Here is a 24,666-nt window from a genome sequence, read left to right as displayed (position 1 = left end):
AGGAGCAGGGGTGACGCAGTCCGGCGATTTGCAGCCAGGGATGGTGGTGCTGCACGGCAACCATCTGGAGTCGCTGCGTGCCCTGGTGGTCGATTGGATGCAGCGTGCGCCGCTCGGCCCGCTGGAGAACGAGACCCTGCTGGTGCAGAGCAACGGCATGGCGCAGTGGCTGCGCTACGCCCTGGCCGCGCACCCGGATGCCGACCCGCCCGGCTGTGGCATCGCCGCCGCGCTGGACATGCAGTTGCCGTCGCGCTTTGTCTGGTCGGCCTACCGCGCGGTGCTCGGGCTCGAGGCCGTGCCGCTGGAATCCCCGTACGCCAAGCGCCCGCTGATCTGGCGCCTGATGCGTCTGCTGCCGGAGTGCCTGACGCACCCCGAGTTCGCCCCGCTGGCGCGCTTTCTCGCCGATGACGACCCGCGCGACGGCGGCGACCTGCGCAAGCGCCACCAGCTCGCCGAGCGCCTGGCCGACCTGTTCGACCAGTATCAGGTCTATCGCGCCGACTGGCTGACCTCTTGGGCCGCCGGGCGCGATGTCCTGCGCGACGCGCGTGGCCGCGAGACCCCGCTTTCGGAGGACGACCGCTGGCAGGCCGCGCTGTGGCGCCTGCTGCGCGAGGACATCGGCGAGGGCGCGGCCGACACCAGCCGGGCCACGGTCCACGCCCGCTACCGCGAGGCCGTGCAGGGCCTGAGCGAGCGCCCGGCGGGGCTGCCGCGGCGGCTGATCGTGTTCGGCATCTCCTCCATGCCCGGGCAGATCCTGGAGGCCCTGGAGGGGCTGGCCGGCGTGTGCCAGATCCTCGTCTGCGTGCACAACCCTTGCGAGCACTACTGGGCCGACATCGTCGCCGACAAGGACCTGCTGCGCGCGACGCGTCAGCGCCAGGCGCGCAAGGCCGGCATGCCCAGCGTGCTGGACGACGCCGAGCTGCACCAGCACGCGCACCCGCTGCTGGCCGCCTGGGGCAAGCAGGGCCGCGACTACATCGGCCTGCTGGACGAACACGACGACCCCACCGCCTACGACGCGGTGCTGCAGACCCTCGCCTGGAAGCGAGTCGACTACTTCGAGCCGCACGGCGGCGGCTGCCTGCTGCACCAGTTGCAGGAGGACATCCGCGAGCTGCGCCCGCTGGGCGAGACCCGCGAGGCCTGGCCGGCGGTGGCGGCGGACGACGACTCCATCCAGTTCCATGTCGCCCATGGCCCGCTGCGCGAGGTGGAGATCCTGCACGACCGCCTGCTCGCGCACTTCGACGCCGACCCGGGCCTGCGCCCGCGCGACGTGATCGTGATGGTGCCGGACATCGACGCCTACGCCCCGCATATCGAGGCCGTGTTCGGCCAGCTCCCGCCGGACGACCCGCGCTACATCCCCTACACCCTGTCCGACCAGGGGCCGCGCGGGCGCGACCCGGTGCTGATCGCGCTGGAGCGCTTGCTGTCGCTGCCGGAGAGCCGGATGGGCGTGGCCGAGGTGCTGGACCTGCTGGATGTGCCCGCGCTGCGCCGGCGATTCGGGATCGCGGAAGAGGACCTGACCACGCTGCACCGCTGGGCCGAGGGCTCGGGCGTGCGCTGGGGCCTGGATGCCGAGCAGCGCGCGGGCCTCGGCCTGCCGGACGGGCTGGAGCAGAACACCTGGCGCTTCGGCCTGCGGCGGATGCTGCTGGGCTATGCGTCCGGGGGCGCCGGGGCCTGGCAGGGGCTGGAGCCGTTCGGCGAGATCGGCGGGCTGGATGCCGTGCTGCTGGGCCCGATGGATGACCTGATTACCGCGCTGGCGGAGGCCTGGGGCTGGCTGCGCCACGCCCATACCCCCGGCGAATGGAACACCCGGCTGCGCGAGCTGCTGGATACCTTCTTCGCCGGCGAGACCGACGCCGAGCTGTTCACCCTGGGCCGCCTGCGCGAGGCGCTGGACCAGTGGCAGGCCGACTGCGCAGACGCGGAACTGGACGACCCCCTGCCGCTGGGTGTCGTGCGCGAGCAGTGGCTGGCCAGCCAGGAGGACAGCGGGCTGGGCCAGCGCTTCCTGGCCGGTTCGGTCAACTTCGGCACGTTGATGCCGATGCGCGCGATCCCGTTTCGCATCGTCTGCCTGCTGGGCATGAACGACGGCGACTATCCGCGCAGCCCGACGCCGGTGGACTTCGACCTGATGCGCCGCGACTACCGCCCCGGCGATCGCTCGCGGCGCGAGGACGATCGCTACTTGTTCCTGGAGGCATTGCTGTCCGCGCGGCGACAGCTGCATGTCAGCTGGGTCGGCCACAGCGCGCGCGACAACGAGTCGCAGCCGCCCTCGGTGCTGGTCGCGCAGCTGCGCGATCATCTGGCCGCCGGCTGGCGGCTCCAGGGTGCGGAGGAGGTCGATGAGCCGACCAAGGACGACCCGCTGCTGGATCACCTGACCACCGTGCACACTCTGCAGCCGTTCTCGCCGGCCAATTTCCCGCCCGACCCGTCACACGCCCGGCACTACACCTACGCGCGTGAGTGGGAGGCGGTCCACCACGCCGACGAGACCCCGGCGCCGGACGCGCTCGAACTGCCGCCGCCGGACGAAGCCGACGATGAACGCGTGCTGGGCCCGGATACGCTGATGCGCTTCCTGCGCGATCCGGCGGAGGCGTTCTTCCGCCACCGGCTGGGCGTGGTGTTCGATCGCGAGGAGGCCCCGAGCGAGGACCTGGAGCCGTTCACCCTGGCCGGGCTGGAACAGTGGCAGGTGCGCGAGGCCCTGGTCGCGGCCGCGCTGGACCACGGCGAGGACCCCGAGGCCTGGGGCCCGGTGCTGGAGGCCGAGGCCGCGCGGCTGCAACGCGCCGGTGCGCTGCCGCTCGGCGCGGCTGGCGAGCTGGAACGCGAGGCGATGATCGCCGAGGCCGCACGTCTGGTGGAGCGCATCGGCCTGCGCCTGGCCGCCTGGCCGGAACGGCTGCCGCCATCGCCCGCCGTGCGTCTGGGGCAGGGTGGCTGGATGCTGGAGGGTGCCGCCCCGCCCCTGCGCGGCGGGGCCGGGCAGGCCGTGCTGCTGGACTACACCGTGAGCCGGCTGAAACAGAAAAAGGACTGGCGCGTGGACAAGGTGGCCAAGCCCTGGCTCGAACACCTGCTGGCGAACCAGGGCACGGGCGCAGGCGGCCGGGTTGCCACCGAGGTGATCGGGCTGGATACCGGGATGCGCCTGCCGGGCGTGGGGCCGGAGCAGGCCCGCGAGCACCTCGGGGCCCTGGTCGAGGGCTGGGTGGCCGGGCTGGAGCGGCCGCTGCCGGTGGCCTGCGCCACTGCCTTCGCCTGGCTGCAGGCCGAGGCGAAGGACGACCCCGACCCACTGGCGCGGGCGCGCAAGGTGCTGGTCGGGGACGACTTCAGCCCCGGAGAATGGGCGCGCAGCCCGGCCCTGGCGCGTGCCTGGCCGGACCCGGAGGCGCTGCTGCAGGATCCGGCGTTCGGGCACTGGCGCGACCGGCTGTACCGGCCGCTGTTCGAGGCGCTGGCCGCCGGGGAGGAGATGGAATGAGTGCAGGCGCGCAGCCGCTGGAGCTGATGGAACTGCCGTTGCACGGCAGCCGCCTGATCGAGGCCAGTGCCGGCACCGGCAAGACCTACACCATCGCCGCGCTGTATCTGCGGCTGGTGCTGGGCCACGGCGAGCTGCCGGAGGGTACCTGCGAGCTGACCCCGCCGCAGATCCTGGTGATGACCTTTACCGAGGCGGCCACCCGCGAGCTGCGCGAGCGCATCCGCGCGGTGCTGGCGCGCGGGGCGCGCATCCTGCGCGGCGAACCGGCCCCGGCCCACGAGGCGTTGTGGCCGGCGCTGCTGGCCGCCTACCCGGATCCGGCCGCACGCGCCGGGGCCGCGCGGCGGCTGGAGCTGGCCGCCGAGTGGATGGACGAGGCGGCGGTCTCGACCATCCACTCGTGGTGCTATCGCATGCTGCGCGAGCATGCGTTCGACAGCGGAAGCCTGTTCAACCAGCGCCTGGAGGCGGACCAGAGCGAGCTACAGGCCGAGGCGGCACGCGACTACTGGCGCCGCTTTGTCTACCCGCAGCCGGCGGATCACCTGAAGCTGCTGCGCCAGGCCTTTGGCGAAGGACCCGACGAACTGCAGGCCCGGGTGCGGCCGCTTCTCGGCCATCTGACAGACACGGCGGGGCTGGAGCCCTACCGCACGCCGGACGGGCTGTATGCGGAGCTGGCCACGCGCCTCGCACGTCTGGCCGAGCTGAAGGCCGTCTGGCGCGAGGATGCCGCCGAGGTGGAGCGACAGTTCCGCGAATTGCTGGCGAACGTGCTGCTCGGCACGAAGTACCAGAAGCCGGACGAGTTGATCGAAGTGATGCGCGCCTGGGCCGAGGACCCGGCCGCACTGCTGCCGGACAAGGTCGGCACGACGCCTGTGCTGGAGCGCATGTGCGCGGCGGGGATGGCCGAGCGGCTGAAGAAGGGCAAGTCCCTGCCGGACGACCTGCACCCGGCGTTTACCGCGCTCAATGCGGCCGCCGAGGTCTGCGCGGACGACAGCGAACGCCTGCTGCAGGCGGCGGCGGTGGAGATCGATCTCCAGTTCCGCCAGGCCCAGCGCGTGCGGGTGCAGATGGGGTTCAACGACCTGCTGCTGCGCCTGCGCGATGCCCTGGAGGGGCCCGGCGGCGAGGCGCTGGCCGAGACCCTGCGGCGCCAGTTCCCGGTCGCCCTGGTGGACGAATTCCAGGACACCGACCCGGTGCAGTACCGCATCCTCGAACGCGTCTACCGCATCGAGGACAACCCGTCCGAGCAGGGCCTGCTGCTGATCGGCGATCCGAAGCAGGCGATCTACGGCTTTCGCGGCGCGGACATCCACAGCTACCTGAAGGCGCGTCGCGCGACCGCCGGGCGTCACTACACGCTGCCGTGCAACTTCCGCTCGACCGCGCGCCTGGTCGGCGCGGTGAACCGCCTGTTTGCCCATGCCGACGGCTGGTCGGAGGGGGCGTTCCTGTTTGGCCAGGGCGATGACGGCGAGCTGCCGTTCCACGCGGTGGATGCCCAGGATCGCGGCGAGCGCCTGGAACAGGACGGCGCCGAGGTGACGGCGCTGACCCTGTGGTGCATGGACCCGGGCACACCGGTCGGCACCGGTGTCTATCGCGAACAGATGGCCACGGCCGCGGCCGAGCAGATGGTGCGCCTGCTCACTGGCGGGACGGACGGGACCTGCGGCTTTCGGGATTCAGACGCGCTGCGGCCGGTGCGTCCGCGGGATATCGCCGTGCTGGTGCGCAGCAAGGTGGAGGCCCGCATCATGCAGGAGGCGCTGCGCGCGCGGGGGGTGCGCAGCGTGTACCTGTCCGAGGGCGAATCGGTGTTCGTGACCCCGGAGGCGGGCGACCTGCTGCGCTGGCTGCGGGCCTGTGCCGAGCCGACCAGCGAGCGCCTGCTGCGCGCGGCGCTGGCGACCCCGACACTGGGGCAGTCGCTGGCCGACTTGCACCGGCTGACCACCGACGAACTGCGCTGGGAGCACCGCGTCGAGCAGTTCCGCGAGTATCGCCGCCTGTGGCAGACGCGTGGTGTGCTGCCGATGCTGCGCCGCCTGCTGCATGACTTCGACGTGCCGCGCCGGCTGCTGGCCAGTGCCGACGGCGAGCGCGCGCTGACCAACCTGCTGCACCTGAGCGAACTCCTGCAGCGTGCGGCCGCGGAGCTGGATGGCGAGCAGGCCCTGATCCGGCATCTGGTGGAGCACCGCGAGGGCGAGCGCGCGACCGCGGAGGAGCAGGTGCTGCGCCTGGAGAGTGACGAGGACCTGGTCAAGGTGGTCACGCTGCACAAGTCCAAGGGGCTGGAGTACCCGCTGGTGTTCCTGCCGTTTGTCTGCGCGTTTCGCGCGGTCGACCCGAAGAAGGATGTGCCGCGTATCGATCGCCCGCCGGGCGGCAGGCCGCGCTGGATCTTTCGTATGGATACACGTGCCCAGGAGCGCGCCGATCGCGAGCGCCTGGCCGAGGACCTGCGCCTGCTGTATGTGGGCATGACCCGTGCGCGCCACGCCTGCTGGATGGGGCTGGTGCCGATCGTGTCGGGGCGAAGCAAGGAGAACGAGCTGCACCGCAGTGCGGTCGGCTATCTGCTGAATGGCCCGGAGCCGATGCCGAACGGCGAGCTGGAGGACCGGCTGCAGGCGGCCCGTGGCGACGAGGCCGCGATTGCGATCGAACCCCTGCCCGAGATCACGGGCGCGGGCGTGCGACTGGCACAGCACACGGCCGCCCCCGGGCGGGCGCGTACCCCGACACGCCCGGTACGCGAGCCCTGGTGGGTGGCCAGCTACAGCGCCATTGCGCACCCGGACGAGGCGGATGCGCCGGCGCCGCTGGCCGCCGACCCGGTGGCCCCGGATTCCGCGCTGGAGGACATGCTGCGCGAGAGCGCGGCCGGCCCCGCTGCTGACTCCCGGACCGGGCACGACCCGTCGCGGGCGCTGCCGCTGCCCGAGGTCCCGGTGGCCGGCGGGCTGCACGACTTCCCGCGCGGCCCGGCGCCGGGGACCTTCCTGCACGGCCTGCTGGAGTGGGCGGCCGAGCAGGGCTGGTCGGCGGTCGTCGCCGATCGCGCCCGGCTGGACGACGAGGTGCAAAAGCGCTGCGAACAACGCGACTGGGGCGACTGGACCCCCGTCGTGCAGGACTGGATGCGCCGGCTGATCACGGCCGAGTACGCGCTCGCCTCCGGTGGCGCGTTCCGCCTGGATGGGCTGGGCGTGTATCAGCCGGAGCTCGAGTTCCTGTTCGGGACGCGCTGGCTGCAGAGCCGCCGGCTGGATGCCGCCGTGTGCGAGCAGTTGCTGCCCGGACAGCCCCGGCCGCCGGCGGGCGACCGGCTGCTGAACGGGATGCTCAAGGGCTTTGTCGATCTCGTCTTCGAGCACGAGGGCCGCTATTACGTCGCCGACTACAAGTCCAACTGGCTGGGGCCCGGCCCCGAGGCCTATGTGCCCGAGCGCCTGCGCGACGCCGTGCTGGAACACCGCTACGACCTGCAGCTGGTGATCTACACCCTGGCCCTGCATCGCCAGTTGAAGGCGCGGATGCCGGGGTACGACTACGACCGCCACATGGGCGGCGGGGTATACCTGTTCCTGCGCGGGATCGATGCGCCGGGGCGCGGCGTGTTCCATGACTGCCCGCCACGGGCGCTGATCGAGCAGCTGGACGGCTGGTTTGCCGAGGGGCCGGACCGGCCGCAGGAGGCGCGGGCATGACGGCCGATCGCGCATTGCAGGACACCGGGGCGCTGCTGGATCTGCTCGAGGAGTGGGAGCATGCGGGCTGGCTGCGCGGCGTCGACCGCGTGCTGGTGCGTTTTCTGCGCGAACAGGTGCCCGCCGCACCGCCACTGACACTGCTGCTGGCGGCGCTGACCAGCCATCAGGCCGGGCGCGGGCATGTCTGTCTGGACCTCGACGGCCTGCTGGAGGCCCCGGACCGGATGCTGTCGTTGCCGCCGGAGGGCGCGGAGCGGGGACTGCCGCGGCCCTCGGATGTCCTGCGCGGCCTGGACCGTGCGGCACTCGACACCGCGCTGGAAGGCCATCGAATCTGCGGCGTCGACGCGGACACGGGGACCCCCCTCGTGCGGGCACAGGACCGGCTGTACCTGCGCCGCTACCGCGAGGCCGAACGCCGGATCGGGGAGGCGGTGGCCGGACGCCTGCGCGAGCAGCCCGCCTGGCGCGACGGGCTGGATACGGATGCGCTGCGCACCTGGCTCGATCGGCTGTTCGGTCCGGCCGAGGAGGGCGACGGCGAACCGGACTGGCAGCGTCTGGCCTGCGTACTGGCGGCCGGGTCCGCGTTCAGCGTGATCACCGGCGGGCCGGGTACCGGCAAGACCTACACGGTGTTGCAACTGCTCGCGCTGTTGCAGGGCCTGCAGGGGGAGGGCGAGCCGCTGCGCATCCGCCTGGCGGCGCCGACCGGCAAGGCCGCCGCGCGGCTGAATGCCTCGGTCGCGGGGGCGGTGGATGCGCTGGGGCTGGAACGCTTCCCCGGTGGTGAGCGCCTGCGCGCCGCGATCCCGCGCGAGGTGGTTACGCTCCACCGCCTGCTGGGCGCGCGACCGGATACCCGGCGCTTCCGCCACGATGCGCGCAATCCGCTGCCGGTGGATGTGCTGGTGGTGGACGAGGCCTCGATGGTGGATCTGGAGCTGATGGCCAGCCTGATGGCCGCGGTGCCGGCGCATGCGCGGCTGGTGTTGCTGGGGGATCGCGACCAGCTCGCCTCGGTAGAGGCCGGGGCGGTGCTGGGCGAGCTGTGCGCGCGGGCGGACGGCGGGCAATACACACCGCAGACGGTCGCCTGGCTGCGCGAGGTAGCCGGGCTGGCGCTGCCGGCCGGCTACGTGGACGAGGACGGGCGGGCACTGGACCAGCACGTGGCGATGCTGCGCCGCAGCCGGCGATTCGGCGCGGACAGCGGGATCGGTCGTCTGGCCGCGGCGGTGAACGACGGCACGGCCGAGGTGGCGGGCCACCCGGGCGAGGATGTCCACGCGGCGGTGCTGCAGGGCCCGGACGATCCGGCCCTGCTGCGGCGCGTGCTGGACGGGGCCGGGCATGCCGACGCGGCACCGTTCGGGGTCGTCCGCTATCTGGAGCATTTGACGGCCGGACGCCCGGCATCCCGCGATGCGCGCGGCACGTGGGAGGAATGGGCGCGCGGCACGCTGCGCGAGCACGGGCGCTTCCAGTTGCTGTGCGCCGTGCGCGAGGGGCCCTGGGGTGTGGACCGGATGAACCGCCGCGTTGCCGGGGCGCTGACGGCGAGGGGTGTATTGCAGGCGGAGGGCGTCTGGTACGAGGGGCGCCCGGTGATCGTCACGCGCAACGACTACGCGCTGGGACTGATCAACGGCGACATCGGCTTGACCCTGCGCGTGCCCGCCTGGCTGGCCCGGGGTGATGCCGAACCGGGCGCGGACGATGCGGCGGAAACCGCCCTGCGGGTCGCCTTTGTCGCGGCGGACGGGCATGTGCGCTGGATGATCCCGCAGCGCCTGGAGTCCGTGGAGACGGCGTTCGCGCTGACGGTGCACAAGTCCCAGGGCTCGGAGTTCGAGCATGTGGCCTTCCTGCTGCCCCCGCCGGAGAGCCCGCTGCTGACGCGCGAGCTGGCCTACACCGCGATCACGCGCGCGAGCGGCTGGCTGAGCCTGTTCGAGCCACAGGCGGGGGGGCTGCAGCAGGCGAGCCGGCAACCGACCCGGCGCAGTGGCGGCTTGCTGACCTGGCTGTAGCGGCCCTTTCTGGAGTGGGTGCGCAATAACAAGGGTTGTTTACGTGCGACATCGGGGCACGCTACCGTGGTTCCAAGCACCGTCATGGCGCCGTTTCGGCCGGGTAACGATCGTATGCCGGCCCATATTTTCGACGACTGCGACTTTTTGGCGTGACGGAAATCACAGTTTTGCGCCCCTGACGGGGGTGGACTCCGGGCGCGCCCGGATCAGCGGGAGAAGCATTCATGCACCACCTGCGACTGGCCGCCCCCCTTTCGGCCCTGAGCATTCCTCTACTGGCCCTTTTGCTGGCCCTTGTCCTGCCCGGTTGCGCGGCGGAATCCGACGACGAAGACGATGCTGAACCCGAGGCGGTCGAGGTGCCGGTACGGGAGATGGAGAGCGAACTGGTCTCGATCTCCCGAACCTATACGGCGCGCACCCGCAGCCCGCGCGAGGTGGAGGTGCGCGCGCGGGTCGCGGGCGTGCTGGAGAGCCGGCGCTACGAAGAGGGCGAGATGGTGGAGCGCGGTACCGAGCTGTTCCGCATCGACCCCTCGCCCTATGCCGTCCAGGTGCGCAGCGCGCAGGCCAGCCTTGAACGCGCCGAGGCCGAGAAGCGCCAGGCCGAGCGCGAGTGGGAGCGCGTGCTGGACCTGTACGAGGACAACGCCGCCAGTGGCCGTGAGCGCGATGAGGCCCGCTCGCAACTGGAGCTGGGTGACGCCGCGGTCGCGGAGGCCGAGGCGGCGCTGGCGGAGGCCCAGCTGGATCTCGACTACACCTCCGTGACGGCGCCGCTGGAAGGGGTTGCGGGGCTGGAGGAGCGCCCGGAAGGCAGCCTGTTGCAGGCGGGTGACCTGCTGACCACCGTGACCCAACTCGACCCCATCCGTACCGACTTCGCGATCCCCGAGGGCCATCTGACGGCCTATGGCCCGCAGATCCGTTCCGGCGTTGGCCTGACCGTAGTGCTGACCCTGCCGGATGGCTCGTTGTACCCGCATCAGGGGCAGATCGACGTGACCGAGGCCGCGGTGGACGAGGCCACGGGCATGGTCGAGGTACGCGCGCTGTTCCCCAACCGCGAGGTCCAGTTGCTGCCGGGGCAGTTCGTGCGCGTGACCCTGAGCGGGCTGATGGCGGGGCATGGCATGCGCGTGCCGCATGCCGCGGTCATCGAGGGCTCTGACGGGGCCGCGGTGTATGTCGTCGACGCCGATGACATCCCGCATGTGCGGCCGATCCAGATTGGCATGGACCTCGACGAGGACTTTCTGGTCACCGCCGGGTTGAGCGATGGCGACCGGATTGTGGTCCGGGGCGTTGAGGGCGTCGAGGAGGGCGAACGGATCGATCCCCGGGACGCCCCGCGCGAGACGGAAGAACCCGTGTCGCCGGGCGTGCTGCCGGAGGTGGCGCCGGATCTGCTGGATGAGGTGATGGATCCGGAGACCGAGGCCGATGCGGTCGAGGACATCCTGGATGGGCTGGGCAATGGCGCCGAGCCGGGTCTGGATGATTCTGACGCCGACGAGGCGTCCGACTAATGCTGCGCTTCTTCATCGGCCGGCCGGTACTGGCCTCGGTCATCTCGATCCTGTTCGTGCTGGCCGGGCTGTCTTCGGCCCTGCTGCTGCCGGTGGATCAGTATCCGGACATCCTGCCGCCGAAGGTGATCGTGACCGCCAGTTATCCGGGCGCGAGCGCCGAGGCGGTGGCGGAGACGGTGGCCGCCCCGATCGAGGCGACGGTCGATGGCGTGGACAACATGGCGTACATGCGCTCGAAGTCCACCGATGATGGCGACATGGAGCTGATCGTCACCTTCGAGGTGGGGACCGACCCTGATATCGCCGCGATCAACGTCAGTAACGAAGTCGAGGGCGCGATGGGGCGCCTGCCGGAGACGGTGACCGGCGCCGGGATCGCGGTGGAGAAACGTGCCCCGTCGATGCTGCAGATGATCACGTTCACCTCGTCCGACGGCAGCCTCGACAACCGTTTTATCAGTGACTACGTCTGGCGCAACGTCTATGCGGAGCTGCGTCGCGCGCCGGGGGTTGGCGACCAGACCTTCTTTGGCGCGCAGATCTATTCGATGCGGATCTGGCTGCAGCCGGACCAGATGGCGGAGTACGACCTGACCGCCAGTGACATCCGTTCCGCGATCCAGGAGCAGAACGAGCAGTACGCGGCCGGCCAGTTCGGGGCCGAGCCGATGGACAACGCGATCGACTTTACCTACGCGGTGACGACCCCCGAACGGTTCTCCGAGGAGGAGGAGTTCGAGCAGGTGATCCTGCGCAGCGCACCGGACGGCTCCGCGTTGCGGCTAGGGGATGTGGCGCGCGTGGAGCTGGGCGCGCACTTCTACAACTTCGAGGCCAAGCACAACGGCCAGTCCACGGTGCCGGTGGGGATCTACCTGGAGCCCGGCGCCAACGCGCTGGAGACGGCGCGCGGGGTGCGCGAGATCCTGGAGGAGCTGGAGCCACGTTTCCCGGACTCGCTGGAATACTCGATCCCGTTCGATACCACGATCTTCATCGATCAGTCGGTGCAGCGCGTACTGCTGACCCTGGTGCAGGCGCTGATCCTGGTGGTCGCGGTGGTGTATCTGTTCCTGCAGACGTTCCGGGCCACGGCCGTCCCGATTATCGCGGTACCGGTGTCGCTGATCGGGACGCTGGCCGGGATGTACGTGCTCGGCTTCTCCGCGAACATGCTGACGCTGTTCGGGCTGGTGCTGGCGATCGGGATTGTGGTGGACAACGCGATCATTGTGCTCGAGAACACCGAGCGGCTGATGCGCGAGCAGGGGATGAAGGCCGTCGATGCGGCCTACCAGACCGTGGACGAGGTGGCCACGCCGATTATCGCGATGACACTGGTCACCATCGCCGTGTTCGTGCCGGTGGCCTTTATTGGTGGATTCAGCGGGCAGATGTATCAGCAGTTCGCGATCACCATCGCCGTGTCGGTGGGGATCTCGGGGATCGTCGCGCTGACCTTGAGCCCGGCGATGTGCGCGCGGCTGTTGTCCGATAAGCCACGCCGCCCGGCCTTTCCGTTTCGCTGGTTCAACAGCGCGTTCGACCGCTTCACCGCCGCCTACATGGTGGGGGTGCGCTTCCTGCTGAGACGCAATTTTGTGGGCATGGGGCTGTTCGCGCTGCTGCTGGTGGCGATCGTGGTGCTGTTCCGGATCGTGCCTGGCGGGCTGGTGCCGCAGGAGGACCAGGGCTATGTGTTCGCGGCCGCCGAACTGCCCGCTGCGGCCTCGCTGCAGCGTACCCGTGGCGTGATGGATCGCCTGGGCGAGGAGGCACTGGAGTACGACGACACCGCGGATGTCGTGGCCTTCTCCGGGATGGACCTGCTGTCGGACGGCATGAAGACCTATGCCGGTGCGGCCTATGTGACGCTCAATGACTGGTCCGAGCGTCGCGGCGATGATCAGAGCAGCGATGCGGTGATCGACCGTCTGGTCGCCGATGGCGAGCGCCAGCCGGAGGCGACGATCCGCGCGTTCAATCCGCCGCCGATTTCCGGGATCTCCACTACCGGCGGATTCGAGGCCTACCTGCAAAGCCGGGTCGGGGATGACTCGGAGACCATGCGGGCGCGGGCCGAAGAGATCATTGAGGCAGCCGCGGAGCGCCCGGAGCTGGCGGATGTGCGTACCTCGCTTAATGTCGAGGTGCCTCGTTACGACGCCGATGTGGATCGCGAACGCGCCTTTGCGGCCGGAGTGCCACTCGGAGACGTGTTCGATGCGATGCAGAGCACCTTTGGTGCGGTCTACATCAACGACTTCTCGCTGTTCGGCCGGGTGATGCAGGTGCAGATGCAGGCCGAGGCCGATTATCGCCGCAGCCCGGATGACCTGGACCGCATCTTTGTGCGCTCGGATGCCGGCGACCTGGTGCCGCTGTCCAGCCTGGTGTCGGTCGAGCGGGTACAGGGGCCGGACGAGGTGGAGCGCTTCAACGTGTTCCCGGCCGCGCGGATCATGGGCGATCCGGGACCCGGCTACAGCTCGGGCGATGCGATACAGGCGCTGGAGGAGGTGGTCGACGAGACCCTGTCGGACGACTACCTGCTGAGCTGGACTGGCGCGGAATATCTGGAGCAGCAGGCGGCCGGGACCTCGGTGCTGGCCTTCGTGCTGGGCGTGGTCTTCGTGGTGTTGATCCTTGCCGCACAGTACGAGCGGTGGAGCCTGCCGCTGGCGGTCTTGATGGCCGTGCCCTTTGCGGTCTTCGGGGCCCTGGTGGCGATCTGGCTGACCGGGCAGGAGAACGGGATCTACTTCCAGATCGGCCTGCTGGTGCTGATCTCGCTGGCGGCCAAGAACGCGATCCTGATCGTCGAGTTTGCGCAGAACAAGCGCGAAGAGGGACTGAGCCTGTTCGATGCCTCGGTGGAGGCGGCCCGGCTGCGTTTCCGGCCGATCATGATGACGGCGATGTCGTTCATCCTTGGCGCGGTGCCGCTGGCGCTGGCCTCCGGGGCGGGGGCGAACAGCCAGCACGCGATCGGTATCGGCATCATCGGCGGCATGCTGAGCGCGACCTTCCTCGCGCTGCTGTTCGTACCCCTGTTCTATTTCGTCATTTCCAGTGGCCTGGAGCGCCTGCACAAGCGCCCGCGCGACACGGACGACTCGAAGGAGGCCGGAACGCATGCGTAGGACGTTGTTGGGGGTTTCTGCGGCCGCGCTGCTGGCGGGCTGTGCAGTCGGGCCGGATTACGAGCGCCCGGAGGTCACGCTCCCGGACGAGTGGCCGGAGGAGATCGGTGACCAGATGGATGCCGACTACGCCGATGCCGAGTTCTGGTGGGAGATGTTCGAGGACCCGCTGCTGGATCGTCTGGTGCGCGAGGCGCTGGAGAACAACGTGGATGCCGAGATCGCCGCGGCGCGGGTGGTACAGGCACGCGCGGTGCTGGGCCTGAGCCGTGCCGAGCAGTTTCCCCAACTGGAAGGCATGGCGTCGGTCGAGCGCGACTACCCCGCGGGGGATGCCGACCCGGAGACCGAGATGACGATTGGGGCCCTGCTAAGCTACGAGGTCGATCTCTGGGGCCGGCTGTCGCGTTCGGAAGAAGCGGCCCGCGCGCAGCTGCTGAACACCGCGTTTACCCGTGATGCCACCCGTTTGGCGGTCGTGAGCGATGTGGTCAGCACCTATTTCGATTATCGCGCCACGCAGGAGCAGATCGAGACCACCGAGGCGACGATCCTGTCCCAGATCGAGGCCCTGGAGCTGGAGCGCTCGCGCCTCGAGAGCGGTGCCACGACGGATCTGACCGTGCGCCAGGCTCAGGCCGAGCTGGAGACCAGCCGCGCGGGCCTGCCCGACCTGCGCGCCGATGCCGCACAGCAGCGCCGGGCGCTGGCAGTCCTGGTGGGGGATACCGAGGCCGTGGTCGAGGGCCTGGAAGGGCTCGGTGACGAGGGTCTGGAGGATCTGCCGGATACGATCTCCGGGCTTCCGCACTCGGTGCCGTCGGACCTGATGATCCGCCGGCCGGATATCCGCGCGGCGGAAGCCAGCTTGATTGCGGCCAATGCCGATATCGGTGTGGCCCGCGCGGAATGGCTGCCCAGCCTGAACCTGGCCGCGCTGTTCGGGCAGGAGGTCAGCCGGGTCAGTCAGTTTTCCTCCAGTGATTCGTTCTTCTGGGAGTTCCTGGCGGAGTCCACGGTGCCGATTCTCGATTTCGGCCGTCGGCGCGCCACCATTGAAGGCGTGGAGGCCGAGCGCGATATCGCCGAGCTGGAATACCGCGCGGCGATTCAGGAGGCCCTGGAGGAGGTCGCCAACACCTGGAGCGTGCTGAATGCAGCGCACGAACGGGTGGAGGTGCGCCAGCGCGAGGTCGGGGCGCGGGTCGAGGTCCTGGATCTCGCGGAGCGCCGCTATCTGGGCGGGTTCGTGGGGTATCTGGAGGTGCTGGATGCGCGGCGGGCCCTGCTGGATGCGCGCCTGACGCTGACCGAGGCCTCGCGCGATCGCCTGGCGGCCACCGCGACACTGTTCCGCGCCCTGGGCGGTGGCTGGGATAGCGCCGCCATTCCGCATGATGTGCTGGAGGACGGCGATCCGGATGTCGCCGAGGCGGAGGCCGAGGAACAAATCATCGTTCCGGCCGATTCGGAAGACTGACCGCCAGGACGCCTATTGCCGATCGCGCAGGGCATCCTTCATGCGGTAGAGGGCGTCCAGGGCCTCGCGCGGGCTCATCTCGTCCGGCTCCAGGGTGTCGAACAGGGCCTTCAGGGCTCGTTCTTCCGAGGGCCAGTCTTCGGCAACCGACTCGGGGGCCGCGGTCGCGGTGTCCGGGGCGGCGGCGAACAGCCCCAGTTGCGGCGAGTCCGTCGCGGCCGCCCGATCCTCCAGTTCGCGCAGGTGTTCCCGCGCGAGCTTGAGTACGTCGGCCGGGACGCCGGCCAGCTGCGCGACCTGCAACCCGTAACTCTGATTCGCCGGGCCCTCGCGGACCTGGTGCAGGAACACGATGCTGTGTTCGTGCTCCATGGCGTCCGTGTGCACGTTGGCCACGGCCGGCTCGCGCTCGGCCAGCGCGGTCAGTTCGAAGTAATGCGTGGCGAACAGGGTCAGCGCGCGGTTGTGGCGCGTCAGGCGCTCGGCGCAGGCCAGGGCGAGCGCCAGCCCGTCGAAGGTGCTGGTGCCGCGGCCGATCTCGTCCATCAGCACCAGGCTCTCGGGGCCCGCGTTGTGCAGGATGTTCGCGGCCTCGGTCATCTCCACCATGAAGGTCGAGCGTCCGGAGGTCAGGTCGTCGGAGGCGCCGATGCGGGTGAAGATGCGGTCCACGGGGCCGATCTGCGCACGCGCGGCCGGCACGAAGCTGCCCATGCAGGCGAGCAGCACGATCAGCGCCGTCTGGCGCATGTAGGTGGACTTGCCGCCCATGTTGGGGCCGGTGATCACCAGCAGCCGCCGCGTCTCCGGGTCCAGCTCGGTGTCGTTGGCGACGAACGGGGTGTCGAGCCCGGACTCGACCACCGGATGCCGGCCCTGCTCGATCTGGATGCCGGGTTCGCCGACCAGCTCCGGGCAGTGCCAGTCGAGGCGGGCCGCACGCTCGGCCAGGCAGGCGAGCACGTCCAGTTCGGCCACGGCGTCCGCGATCGTACGCAGACGCGGCGCACGCGCCTGCAGGTCGGCGATCAGGTCGTCAAACAGCGCGCGCTCGCGGAGCATGGCCTGTTCGCGGGCGGAGAGGATCTCGTCCTCGAAGCGCTTGAGCTCCTCGGTGGTATAGCGCTCGGTGTTCTTCAGCGTCTGGCGGCGCATGAAGCGGCCGGGGAGCTCGGCCGAGCGGCTGCGCGAGACCTCGATGTAGTACCCGTGCACGCGATTGTAGGCGACCTTCAGCGTGGGGATGCCGGTGGCCTCGCGCTCGCGGGCCTCGATCTCGCGCAGGAAGGTGTCGCCGTCGCTTTCCAGCGCGCGCAGGCGATCCAGCTCGGGGTCGTAGCCCGCGCGGATCATGCCGCCGTCGGTCACCCGCAGCGGTGGTTCCTCCACCAGGGCCGCGGCGAGCCGCGCGGTCAGCTCATCCTCCGGCGCGAGCGCGGCATGCAGCGCGGACAGGCGCTCGGCGGCATCGGCCAGCGGCGCCAGGGCGGTGTGCAGGGCCGGCAGGCGCTCCAGGCTGGCGAGCAGGGCGGTCAGGTCGCGCGGGCGCGCGCTGCCCAGCACGATGCGCGAGAGGATGCGCTCGCTGTCGGCGCTGCCGGCCAGGGCGTCGCGGATCGGGGTGACGGCCTCCTGCTCCAGCAGGGCGGTGATCGCGGTCTGGCGCTCGCGGATGATCGCGCGCTCGCGCAGCGGCTGGTGCAGCCACTGCATCAGGCGGCGGGCGCCCATCGCGGACTGGGTCGTGTCCAGCAGGGCGAGCAGGGAGCCGCGGCGTTCGCCCGTCAGGGTGCGCGTGAGTTCCAGATTGCGGCGGGTGGCCGGGTCCAACACCAGCATCTGGCTGCGCTGCTCGTGCGCCAGGCTGGTGATGTGGGCGAGATCGCCGCGATGGCGGTTCTGCACGTAGGCGAGCAGGGCCCCGGCGGCAGCGATGCCCAGGGCCAGCCCCTCGCAGCCAAAGCCGGACAGGTCGCGGGTGCCGAAATGGGTGATCAGCAGGCGATGGGCGGACACGGCGTCGAAATGCCAGTCGGCGTGGCGCTGGGGGGCGAAGGACTCGGTGCCCGGGATCGCGCCCGCCTGATCCGGCATCAGCAGCTCCACCGGGTCGAGCCGCGCCAGTTCGGCGGCCAGCTCGGTTTCGTCGCCGACCTCCAGTACGCGGAACTGGCCGCTGGCGAACTCCAGGCTGGCGATGCCGTAGCCGGTCTTGCGGCCCTTTACGGCGGCGGAGGCGGCCGGGCAGACGGCGACCAGGCGGTTCACCTGGCGGGCATCCAGCAGGGCCTCCTCGGTAACCGTGCCCGGAGTCACGATGCGCACGACTTCGCGCTTGACCGGGCCCTTTTGCGCGCCCACCGCACCGGTCTGCTCGCAGATCGCCACGCTCTCGCCCATCTTCAGCAGGCGGGCCAGGTAGCTCTCCAGCGTGTGCACGGGGATCCCGGCCATCGGGATGGGCGCCCCGGCTGATTCGCCGCGCCGGGTCAGGGTAATGTCGAGCAGCCCCGCGGCGCGCTCGGCGTCGTCGTAGAACAGCTCGTAGAAATCCCCCATGCGGTAGAGCAGCAACGTATCCGGGTACTCGGCCTTGATGGCCAGGTACTGCTGCATCATCGGGGTATGGGCGGAGAGGGGCTCGGCGGTGCTCATCGGTTCGGCTGCGGTCGATCCGGGCTTGGGGAAACACTGATTAATGTACACGTTCGCGCTCGAGTCGCTTTTGCGTGCGAACAAGGCGCGGTGACTGTCGTGCAGTCATTCTGCACAAGGGAACCGCAACGCCGTTCCCACGCAAAAGCGGCCGAGCCCCTTGGGGTTGGCACCCCAGGTTCCCCGATTCTGCGTTGCGCCGCTTGCGGGTAGAACCACTACCCGCTGCACGACGCGCCTTGTCTCGGAAAACCTGGGGTACCAACGCGAGCGTGTACATTAATCAGTGTTTCCCTGCCGCGCAGTATACGGATGCGCGGGCCCGTGTGGCAGGTGCACCATCACGAGACGTGATGTGCCACACTCGGGTGGAGTCATGGAGGATGCGCATGCTGGGAGAAGATGACCGCCGGGGCTTCCGGCGCATGCAGGTCGACACCCCCGCACGAGTGACCTGGATGGCGACTGGTGCGGCGGACGAGGTGCGGCTGGAGGACCTTTCGGCCAGCGGCTGTGCCTTTCGCTGGCCGCATGCACCGCAGGCGGGCGAGCGTGTGAGCATCGCGGTCAACAGCCCGGACGGGCGACTGCCCTCCCTGGAGCGGGCCGGCCAGGTGGTGCGCAGCGAGCCCCTGGGCGAAGAGCGGGTGATCTGGCGTGTGGCCATAGCCTTTGACAGCGAGGGATGATCCGGACATGGAAGCGGAATCGACTCTGATTGCAAGCCCGCGCGAGGCTGATCTGGCCGGGCTCTCGGCGCTGGTCTACGACCTGGGCGAGCGGCTGCTCGCCAGCGAACGCAAGCTGTGCACCATCGAGTCCTGTACCGGCGGCGGGATTGCCCAGGCGATTACCGATGTCCCGGGCAGCTCGGGCTGGTTCGAGTGCGGCTGGGTGGCGTACTCCAACGCGGCCAAGACGCGGATGGTCGGGGTGCCGGCCGAACTGATCGAGCAGCATGGCGCGGTCAGCGAGGCCGTGGCGCGCGCGATGGTCGAGGGCGGGCTTGCCCACTGCGATGCCGACCTGGCGCTGTCGGTGACCGGCATCGCCGGGCCCGGTGGCGGCAGCGCGGACAAGCCGGTGGGTACGGTCTGCTTCGGCTGGCAGGAGCGCGGGCGGGACGCGCGCGTCGAGACCCTCCATTTCGATGGCGAGCGCCACGATGTACGCCTGCAGGCGATGCTGCACGCGCTCAGTGCGTTGCTGGCGCACGAGGCGGCCTGACCCCGCGACCATCCCCCGGGGCATGGCGCCCCGGTGATTCCCTTCGAGCCGTGAACCCGGGTTGGGTCGCTCCCCGCCCTGTGGGATACTGCGGCCCCGTATCCGCCCCGCAACGGATCGGAAACCATCGCTGCAAGTATCGGGAGGCATACCGTGGACGAGAATCGCAAGAAGGCCCTGACCGCCGCACTGGGGCAGATCGAACGCCAATTCGGCAAGGGCGCGGTGATGCGCATGGGCGATCAGCAGGCGGTGGATGTGCCGGCCGTGTCCACGGGCTCCCTGGCGCTGGATATCGCGCTCGGGATTGGCGGCGTCCCGCGCGGGCGCGTGGTCGAGATCTATGGCCCGGAGTCCTCGGGCAAGACGACCCTGACCCTGCAGGTGGTGGCCGAGGCGCAGAAGCTGGGCGGCACCGCCGCGTTCGTGGACGCCGAGCACGCGCTGGACCCGACCTACGCCGAGAAGCTGGGCGTGAACGTCGACGACCTGCTGGTCTCGCAGCCGGATACTGGCGAGCAGGCGCTGGAGATCGCCGACATGCTGGTGCGCTCCGGCGCGGTGGATGTGGTGATCGTCGACTCCGTGGCCGCGCTGACGCCCAAGGCGGAGATCGAGGGCGAGATGGGCGACTCCCACGTCGGCCTGCAGGCACGCCTGATGTCGCAGGCGCTGCGCAAGCTGACCGCCAACATCAAGCGGTCGAACACCCTGGTGATCTTCATCAACCAGATCCGCATGAAGATCGGCGTGATGTTCGGCAGCCCCGAGACCACCACCGGCGGCAACGCGCTCAAGTTCTACTCCTCCGTGCGCATGGATATCCGCCGCATCGGCGCGATCAAGAAGGGCGACGAGGTGATCGGCAACGAGACCCGCGTGAAGGTCGTCAAGAACAAGATGGCACCCCCGTTCCGCGAGGCCTACTTCGAGATCCTCTACGGCGAGGGCATCTCGCGGGTCGGCGAGATCATCGAGATGGGCGTGAAGGAAGGCCTGATCGACAAGGCCGGCGCCTGGTACAGCTACAACGGCGAGCGGATTGGTCAGGGCAAGGAAAACGCCCGCCAGTACCTGAAGGACAACCCGCACATCGCCGAGGAAGTCGAAAAGACCCTGCGCGAACGCCTGCTGCCGAAGCGAAACAAGGCTGCGGTGGAGGACGAGCCGGTCGATGCCCCGGTCGAGGAGCAGGGCTGACCCGGCTGATCCGGACGCCGCACTGGAGGCCGGGCTCCGGCTGCTGGTGCGGCGCGAGCACTCCGCGCTGGAGCTCGCGCGCAAGCTGGCCGAGCGCGGGTTCGAGCGCGACGCGGTGGATGCCGCTCTTGAGCGTGCGCGCGAGCTCGATTACCTGAGCGACACCCGCTACGCGGACTTCATCGCCCGCCACCGCACCGAGCAGGGTTACGGCGAGCAGCGCATCCGTGCCGAACTCGCCCATAACGGCATCGGCAGCGAGACCGTCAGTGCCGCCATCGACGCCCTGGAGGTCGACTGGACCGACCAGGCCCGCGGCCAGCTCGAACGCCACTTCCGCCACCCCCCCGAGACCCGCGAGGACGAGGCCCGCTACCTGCGCCACCTCGCCGGGCGCGGTTTCCCCGGCGGTGTCGCCCACCAGGCCCTCGCCGCCTGGAAAGACGACGCTGGTGGTTCCTGACCGATTGCTTCGTCGCGTTGCTCCTCGCAATGACGTTCCTCCAAACCCGTCATTGCGAGGAGCCCTGCGACGAAGCAATCTGTGTCCAGAACCACCCGGCCCAGACGCCGAGTGATCCACCAGCGGTTGCCACTGCCCCTTCAGGCCATCGCAATGACGTGCTGGTATCGAGGACACGCGAGTGTCACCGGTGGTGAATGGCCGAAAGGATTCTCGGCCGCTGAGTACCAATGTGCAGTCGCCCACGGAGGGAGCGATGAAACAACCCTGTGTCTACATGATGAGCAACCGTCGTGACGGGACCCTCTAAGTGGGTGTGACCAGTAACCTTGTGCAGCGGGTCTGGCAGCATCGTTCGGGAGAGGTATCCGGGTTCACCAGCCGCTACGGTCTGCATCGGCTCGTCTGGTTCGAGCAATGCGTGGAGATGGAATCCGCGATCGAACGCGAAAAGCAGTTGAAGGCGGGTCCGCGGCGCAGGAAGGTTGCGCTGATCGAGCAGGTGAATCCCGGGTGGCGGGATTTGTTCGACGACATTGTGGGTTGAACGCGGCTGGGGAGGTACTTGCCGATTGCTTCGTCGCCGGGCTCCTCGCAATGACCGCGATCATGGTGCGTCATTGCGAGGCGTTGGAGGGACCGTGGCAGTCGTTGGTGGGTCACTCGGCGCTTGGATCAGGTGGCCGTGGATGCCGATTGCTTCGTCGCGTTGCTCCTCGCAATGACGTCGTCATTGTCCCGTCATTGCGAGCGCAGCGAAGCAATCGCTCTACGGAACCACCTGATCCCGATTCTGGCCAGGCCCAGCCGATTGCCACACCCTCTTCGGAGCCTGGTGATGATAGGCAACATGGCCCGAAGGCGGGGGCGGCAATACGCGGGTTGGGGGCTTGCGTGATAGGATTCCGGTTTTGACCCCATATTCAATCGGAACCGCATGAAAAGCGCCGACATTCGCCGGAGTTTCCTCGAATTCTTTGAAGGGCATGGTCATACGATCGTGTCTTCCAGCCCACTGGTACCGGGCAACGATCCCACGCTGCTGTTCACCAACGCGGGGATGGTGCAGTTCAAGGATGTGTTCCTCGGCCGCGAGAAGCGTTCGTACAACCGCGCGGTGTCCAGCCAGCGCTGCGTGCGCGCCGGCGGCAAGCACAACGATCTGGAAAACGTCGGCTATACCGCGCGGCATCACACCTTCTTCGAGATGCTGGGCAACTTCAGCTTCGGCGACTACTTCAAGCGCGATGCCATCCACTACGCCTGGCAGTTTCTGACCGAGACCATCGGTCTGCCGCCGGAAAAGCTGTGGGTCACGGTCTACGAGACCGACGACGACGCCTACAACGTCTGGGCGAACGAGATCCAGGTTCCAGCCGAGCGCATCGTGCGCATCGGCGACAAGCCAGGCGGCGGTTCCGACAACTTCTGGCAGATGGGCGACACCGGCCCCTGTGGCCCCTGCACCGAGGTCTTCTATGACCACGGCCCGGAGGTCGAGGGCGGCCCGCCCGGTTCCCCGGACGAGGACGGCGACCGCTATATCGAGATCTGGAACCTCGTGTTCATGCAGTACGACCGCGACGCGGACGGCACGCTGAACCCGCTGCCGCGCCCGTCGGTGGATACCGGCATGGGCCTCGAGCGCTTGGCCGCGGTGCTGCAGGGCGTGCACTCCAACTACGAGATCGACCTGTTCCAGGACCTGATCGCGGCCGCCGCGCGAGTGACCGGGGCAAAGGAGCAGGACTCCGCCTCGCTGCGCGTGATCGCCGACCACATCCGTTCTATCGCCTTCCTGATCACCGACGGCGTGCTGCCGTCGAACGAGGGCCGCGGCTACGTGTTGCGCCGCATCATCCGCCGCGCCGCACGCCACGGGTTCAAGATGGGCGCGCAGGACGCCTTCCTCTACCAGATGGTCGGCGATTTGGTGCGCGCGATGGGCGAGGCCTTCCCGGAGCTGGCAGAGGCACAGGCCCGGGTCGAGCAGGTGCTGGAGAAGGAAGAGCGCAAGTTCCTGGAGACGCTCGACAAGGGCATGAAGATCCTGGAAGACGATCTGCGTGACCTGAAGGGCACGGTGATCCCGGGCGAGACCATCTTCCTGCTGTATGACACCTACGGCTTCCCGGTGGACCTGACCGGTGACATCGCCCGCGAGCGCGGTCTGGAGCTGGACATGGCGGGCTTCGAGTCCGCGATGGCGGATCAGCGCGCCCGCGCCCGCGCGGCCAGTCACTTCTCCATGGACGACGGCGGCCTGCCGCAAGTCGACGTCGAAACCACATTCTCCGGCTACGAGACCGTCGACGACGAGGGTCGCGTGGTCGCGCTGTACCAGAACGGCGAGCCGGTCGAACGACTCGAGGTCGGCGCCGAAGGCCTGGTGGTACTGGACCGCACGCCGTTCTACGGCGAGTCCGGCGGCCAGGTGGGCGATGTCGGCACGCTCAGTGGCTCCGGCGTGCGCTTCCAGGTCGCCGACACCCGCAAGCAGGGCGCGGCACATATCCACGTGGGCCAGGTGCGTGCCGGCACGCTGGAGGTCGGCCAGACGCTGCAGGCCGCAGTCGAAGGCCCGCGTCGCGAGAACATCCGCCGCCATCACTCGGCGACCCACCTGCTGCACAAGGCCTTGCGCGACCAGCTGGGCGACCACGTCCAGCAGAAGGGCTCGCTGGTGGACCCCGATCGGCTGCGCTTCGACTTCACCCACATGGAGCCGCTGACCGACGAGCAGCTGCGCTCCATTGAGGCCCAGGTGAACGCCGAGATTCTGGCCAACGAGGCCACCGATACCCGCGTGATGGACATCGAGTCGGCGATGGAGTCCGGCGCGGTCGCGCTGTTCGGCGAGAAGTACGGCGACCGCGTGCGGGTGCTGAAGATCGGCACCTCCGTGGAGCTGTGCGGCGGGACGCATGTGCACCGCACGGGCGACATCGGCCTGTTCCGCATCACCTCCGAAGGCGGGGTGGCCGCCGGTATCCGCCGCATCGAGGCGGTGGCCGGTGAGGTGGCGCTGCGCTGGGTCGACCGGCAGCTGGGGTACCTGGATGCGATCGCCGATCGCCTGCGCGCCGGGCGCGGCGAGGCGGCCGACAAGGTCGCCCAGCTACAGGAGCGTTCGCGCGAACTGGAAAAACAGATCGATCAGCTCAAGGGCAAGCTGGCCAGCCAGGCCGGCAGCGATCTGGCCTCGCAGGCGCAGGAGGTCGGCGGCGTGCAGGTGCTGGCCGCGAAGGTCGAGGGCGTGGAGCCCAAGGCCCTGCGCGACATGGTCGATCAGCTCAAGCAGAAACTCGGTAAGGCGGTTGTGGTCCTGGGTACCGCGACCGGCGAGGGCAAGGTCAGCCTGGTGGCGGGTGTCACCAAGGCCGAGACCGGCCAGTTCAAGGCCGGCGATCTGGTCGGTCACGTCGCCGCGCAGGTGGACGGCAAGGGCGGTGGCCGTCCGGACATGGCGATGGCCGGCGGCCAGAGCCCGGACAAGCTGGAGGCCGCGCTGGCCTCGGTCGCCGACTGGGTACGCGAGCGCGCCTGAAGACCATCCGTCACCGCGGGGCCAGCGCCGCGGGGATGTCTGTCCGCCACCCTCGGGGCGCTTTACGCGCGTGCCCGTGGGTTCTCGCAATGAAGAACTGAATGATGTTTAATGCGC

The 24,666-nt window shown here is 69.4% G+C and carries 13 protein-coding genes; 12 read left to right on the top strand and 1 reads right to left on the bottom strand.

Annotation, left to right across the window (positions count from 1 at the left end):
* Positions 1-40 precede the first annotated feature (40 nt).
* From recC to F466_RS0111385, 6 genes are all read left to right on the top strand, one after another.
* Entirely contained in the window at positions 41-3,532 is a 3,492-nt protein-coding gene (recC, locus tag F466_RS0111410) for an exodeoxyribonuclease V subunit gamma (RefSeq protein WP_018994162.1), read from the top strand.
* The gene (gene recB / locus F466_RS0111405; RefSeq protein WP_018994161.1) at positions 3,529-7,263 is read left to right on the top strand and encodes an exodeoxyribonuclease V subunit beta; all 3,735 of its coding nucleotides are present in this window, start codon (positions 3,529-3,531) and stop codon (positions 7,261-7,263) included. Before recC ends, recB begins: the two co-directional genes overlap by 4 nt.
* Entirely contained in the window at positions 7,260-9,299 is a 2,040-nt protein-coding gene (recD, locus tag F466_RS0111400; RefSeq protein ID WP_018994160.1) for an exodeoxyribonuclease V subunit alpha, read from the top strand. The genes recB and recD overlap by 4 nt, the downstream gene beginning before the upstream one ends.
* A gap of 227 nt (positions 9,300-9,526) precedes the next feature.
* Positions 9,527-10,831 (top strand): efflux RND transporter periplasmic adaptor subunit, encoded by a 1,305-nt coding sequence (locus F466_RS0111395; protein ID WP_018174008.1) that lies wholly within the window; start codon positions 9,527-9,529, stop codon positions 10,829-10,831.
* Entirely contained in the window at positions 10,831-13,977 is a 3,147-nt protein-coding gene (locus F466_RS0111390; protein WP_018994159.1) for an efflux RND transporter permease subunit, read from the top strand. Before F466_RS0111395 ends, F466_RS0111390 begins: the two co-directional genes overlap by 1 nt.
* Positions 13,978-13,984: 7 nt before the next feature.
* Positions 13,985-15,457 (top strand): efflux transporter outer membrane subunit, encoded by a 1,473-nt coding sequence (locus F466_RS0111385; RefSeq protein WP_018138513.1) that lies wholly within the window; start codon positions 13,985-13,987, stop codon positions 15,455-15,457.
* 12 nt (positions 15,458-15,469) lie between these two features.
* Here F466_RS0111385 and mutS read toward each other — a convergent pair whose 3' ends face one another.
* Positions 15,470-18,112: a DNA mismatch repair protein MutS gene (gene mutS, locus F466_RS0111380; RefSeq protein ID WP_018994158.1), complete on the bottom strand. Its 2,643-nt coding sequence runs from the start codon at positions 18,110-18,112 to the stop codon at positions 15,470-15,472.
* Between the two features lie 389 nt (positions 18,113-18,501).
* Between mutS and F466_RS0111375 the strand changes: the two genes are divergently transcribed.
* The 6 genes from F466_RS0111375 to alaS all read left to right on the top strand — a co-directional run bounded on the left by F466_RS0111375 (position 18,502) and on the right by alaS (position 24,549).
* Positions 18,502-18,801: a PilZ domain-containing protein gene (locus F466_RS0111375; protein ID WP_018138515.1), complete on the top strand. Its 300-nt coding sequence runs from the start codon at positions 18,502-18,504 to the stop codon at positions 18,799-18,801.
* A 7-nt stretch (positions 18,802-18,808) separates the two neighbouring features.
* Positions 18,809-19,339 (top strand): CinA family protein, encoded by a 531-nt coding sequence (locus F466_RS0111370; RefSeq protein WP_018138516.1) that lies wholly within the window; start codon positions 18,809-18,811, stop codon positions 19,337-19,339.
* A 153-nt stretch (positions 19,340-19,492) separates the two neighbouring features.
* Complete coding sequence (recA, locus tag F466_RS0111365; protein WP_018138517.1) at positions 19,493-20,539, top strand: recombinase RecA; 1,047 nt, start codon at positions 19,493-19,495, stop codon at positions 20,537-20,539.
* Complete coding sequence (locus tag F466_RS0111360) at positions 20,514-21,002, top strand: regulatory protein RecX (protein ID WP_018994156.1); 489 nt, start codon at positions 20,514-20,516, stop codon at positions 21,000-21,002. Before recA ends, F466_RS0111360 begins: the two co-directional genes overlap by 26 nt.
* A gap of 310 nt (positions 21,003-21,312) precedes the next feature.
* Positions 21,313-21,549: a GIY-YIG nuclease family protein gene (locus tag F466_RS0111355; RefSeq protein WP_018994155.1), complete on the top strand. Its 237-nt coding sequence runs from the start codon at positions 21,313-21,315 to the stop codon at positions 21,547-21,549.
* 390 nt (positions 21,550-21,939) lie between these two features.
* Entirely contained in the window at positions 21,940-24,549 is a 2,610-nt protein-coding gene (alaS, locus tag F466_RS0111350; RefSeq protein ID WP_018994154.1) for an alanine--tRNA ligase, read from the top strand.
* The last annotated feature ends 117 nt before the right edge of the window (positions 24,550-24,666 follow it).

It is taken from the genome of Thioalkalivibrio sp. ALgr1 (genome assembly GCF_000378285.1).
GTDB lineage: Bacteria > Pseudomonadota > Gammaproteobacteria > Ectothiorhodospirales > Ectothiorhodospiraceae > Thioalkalivibrio.
The sequence above is the reverse complement of the archived record's forward strand: the minus strand, read 5'-3'. Positions and strand labels throughout refer to the sequence as shown.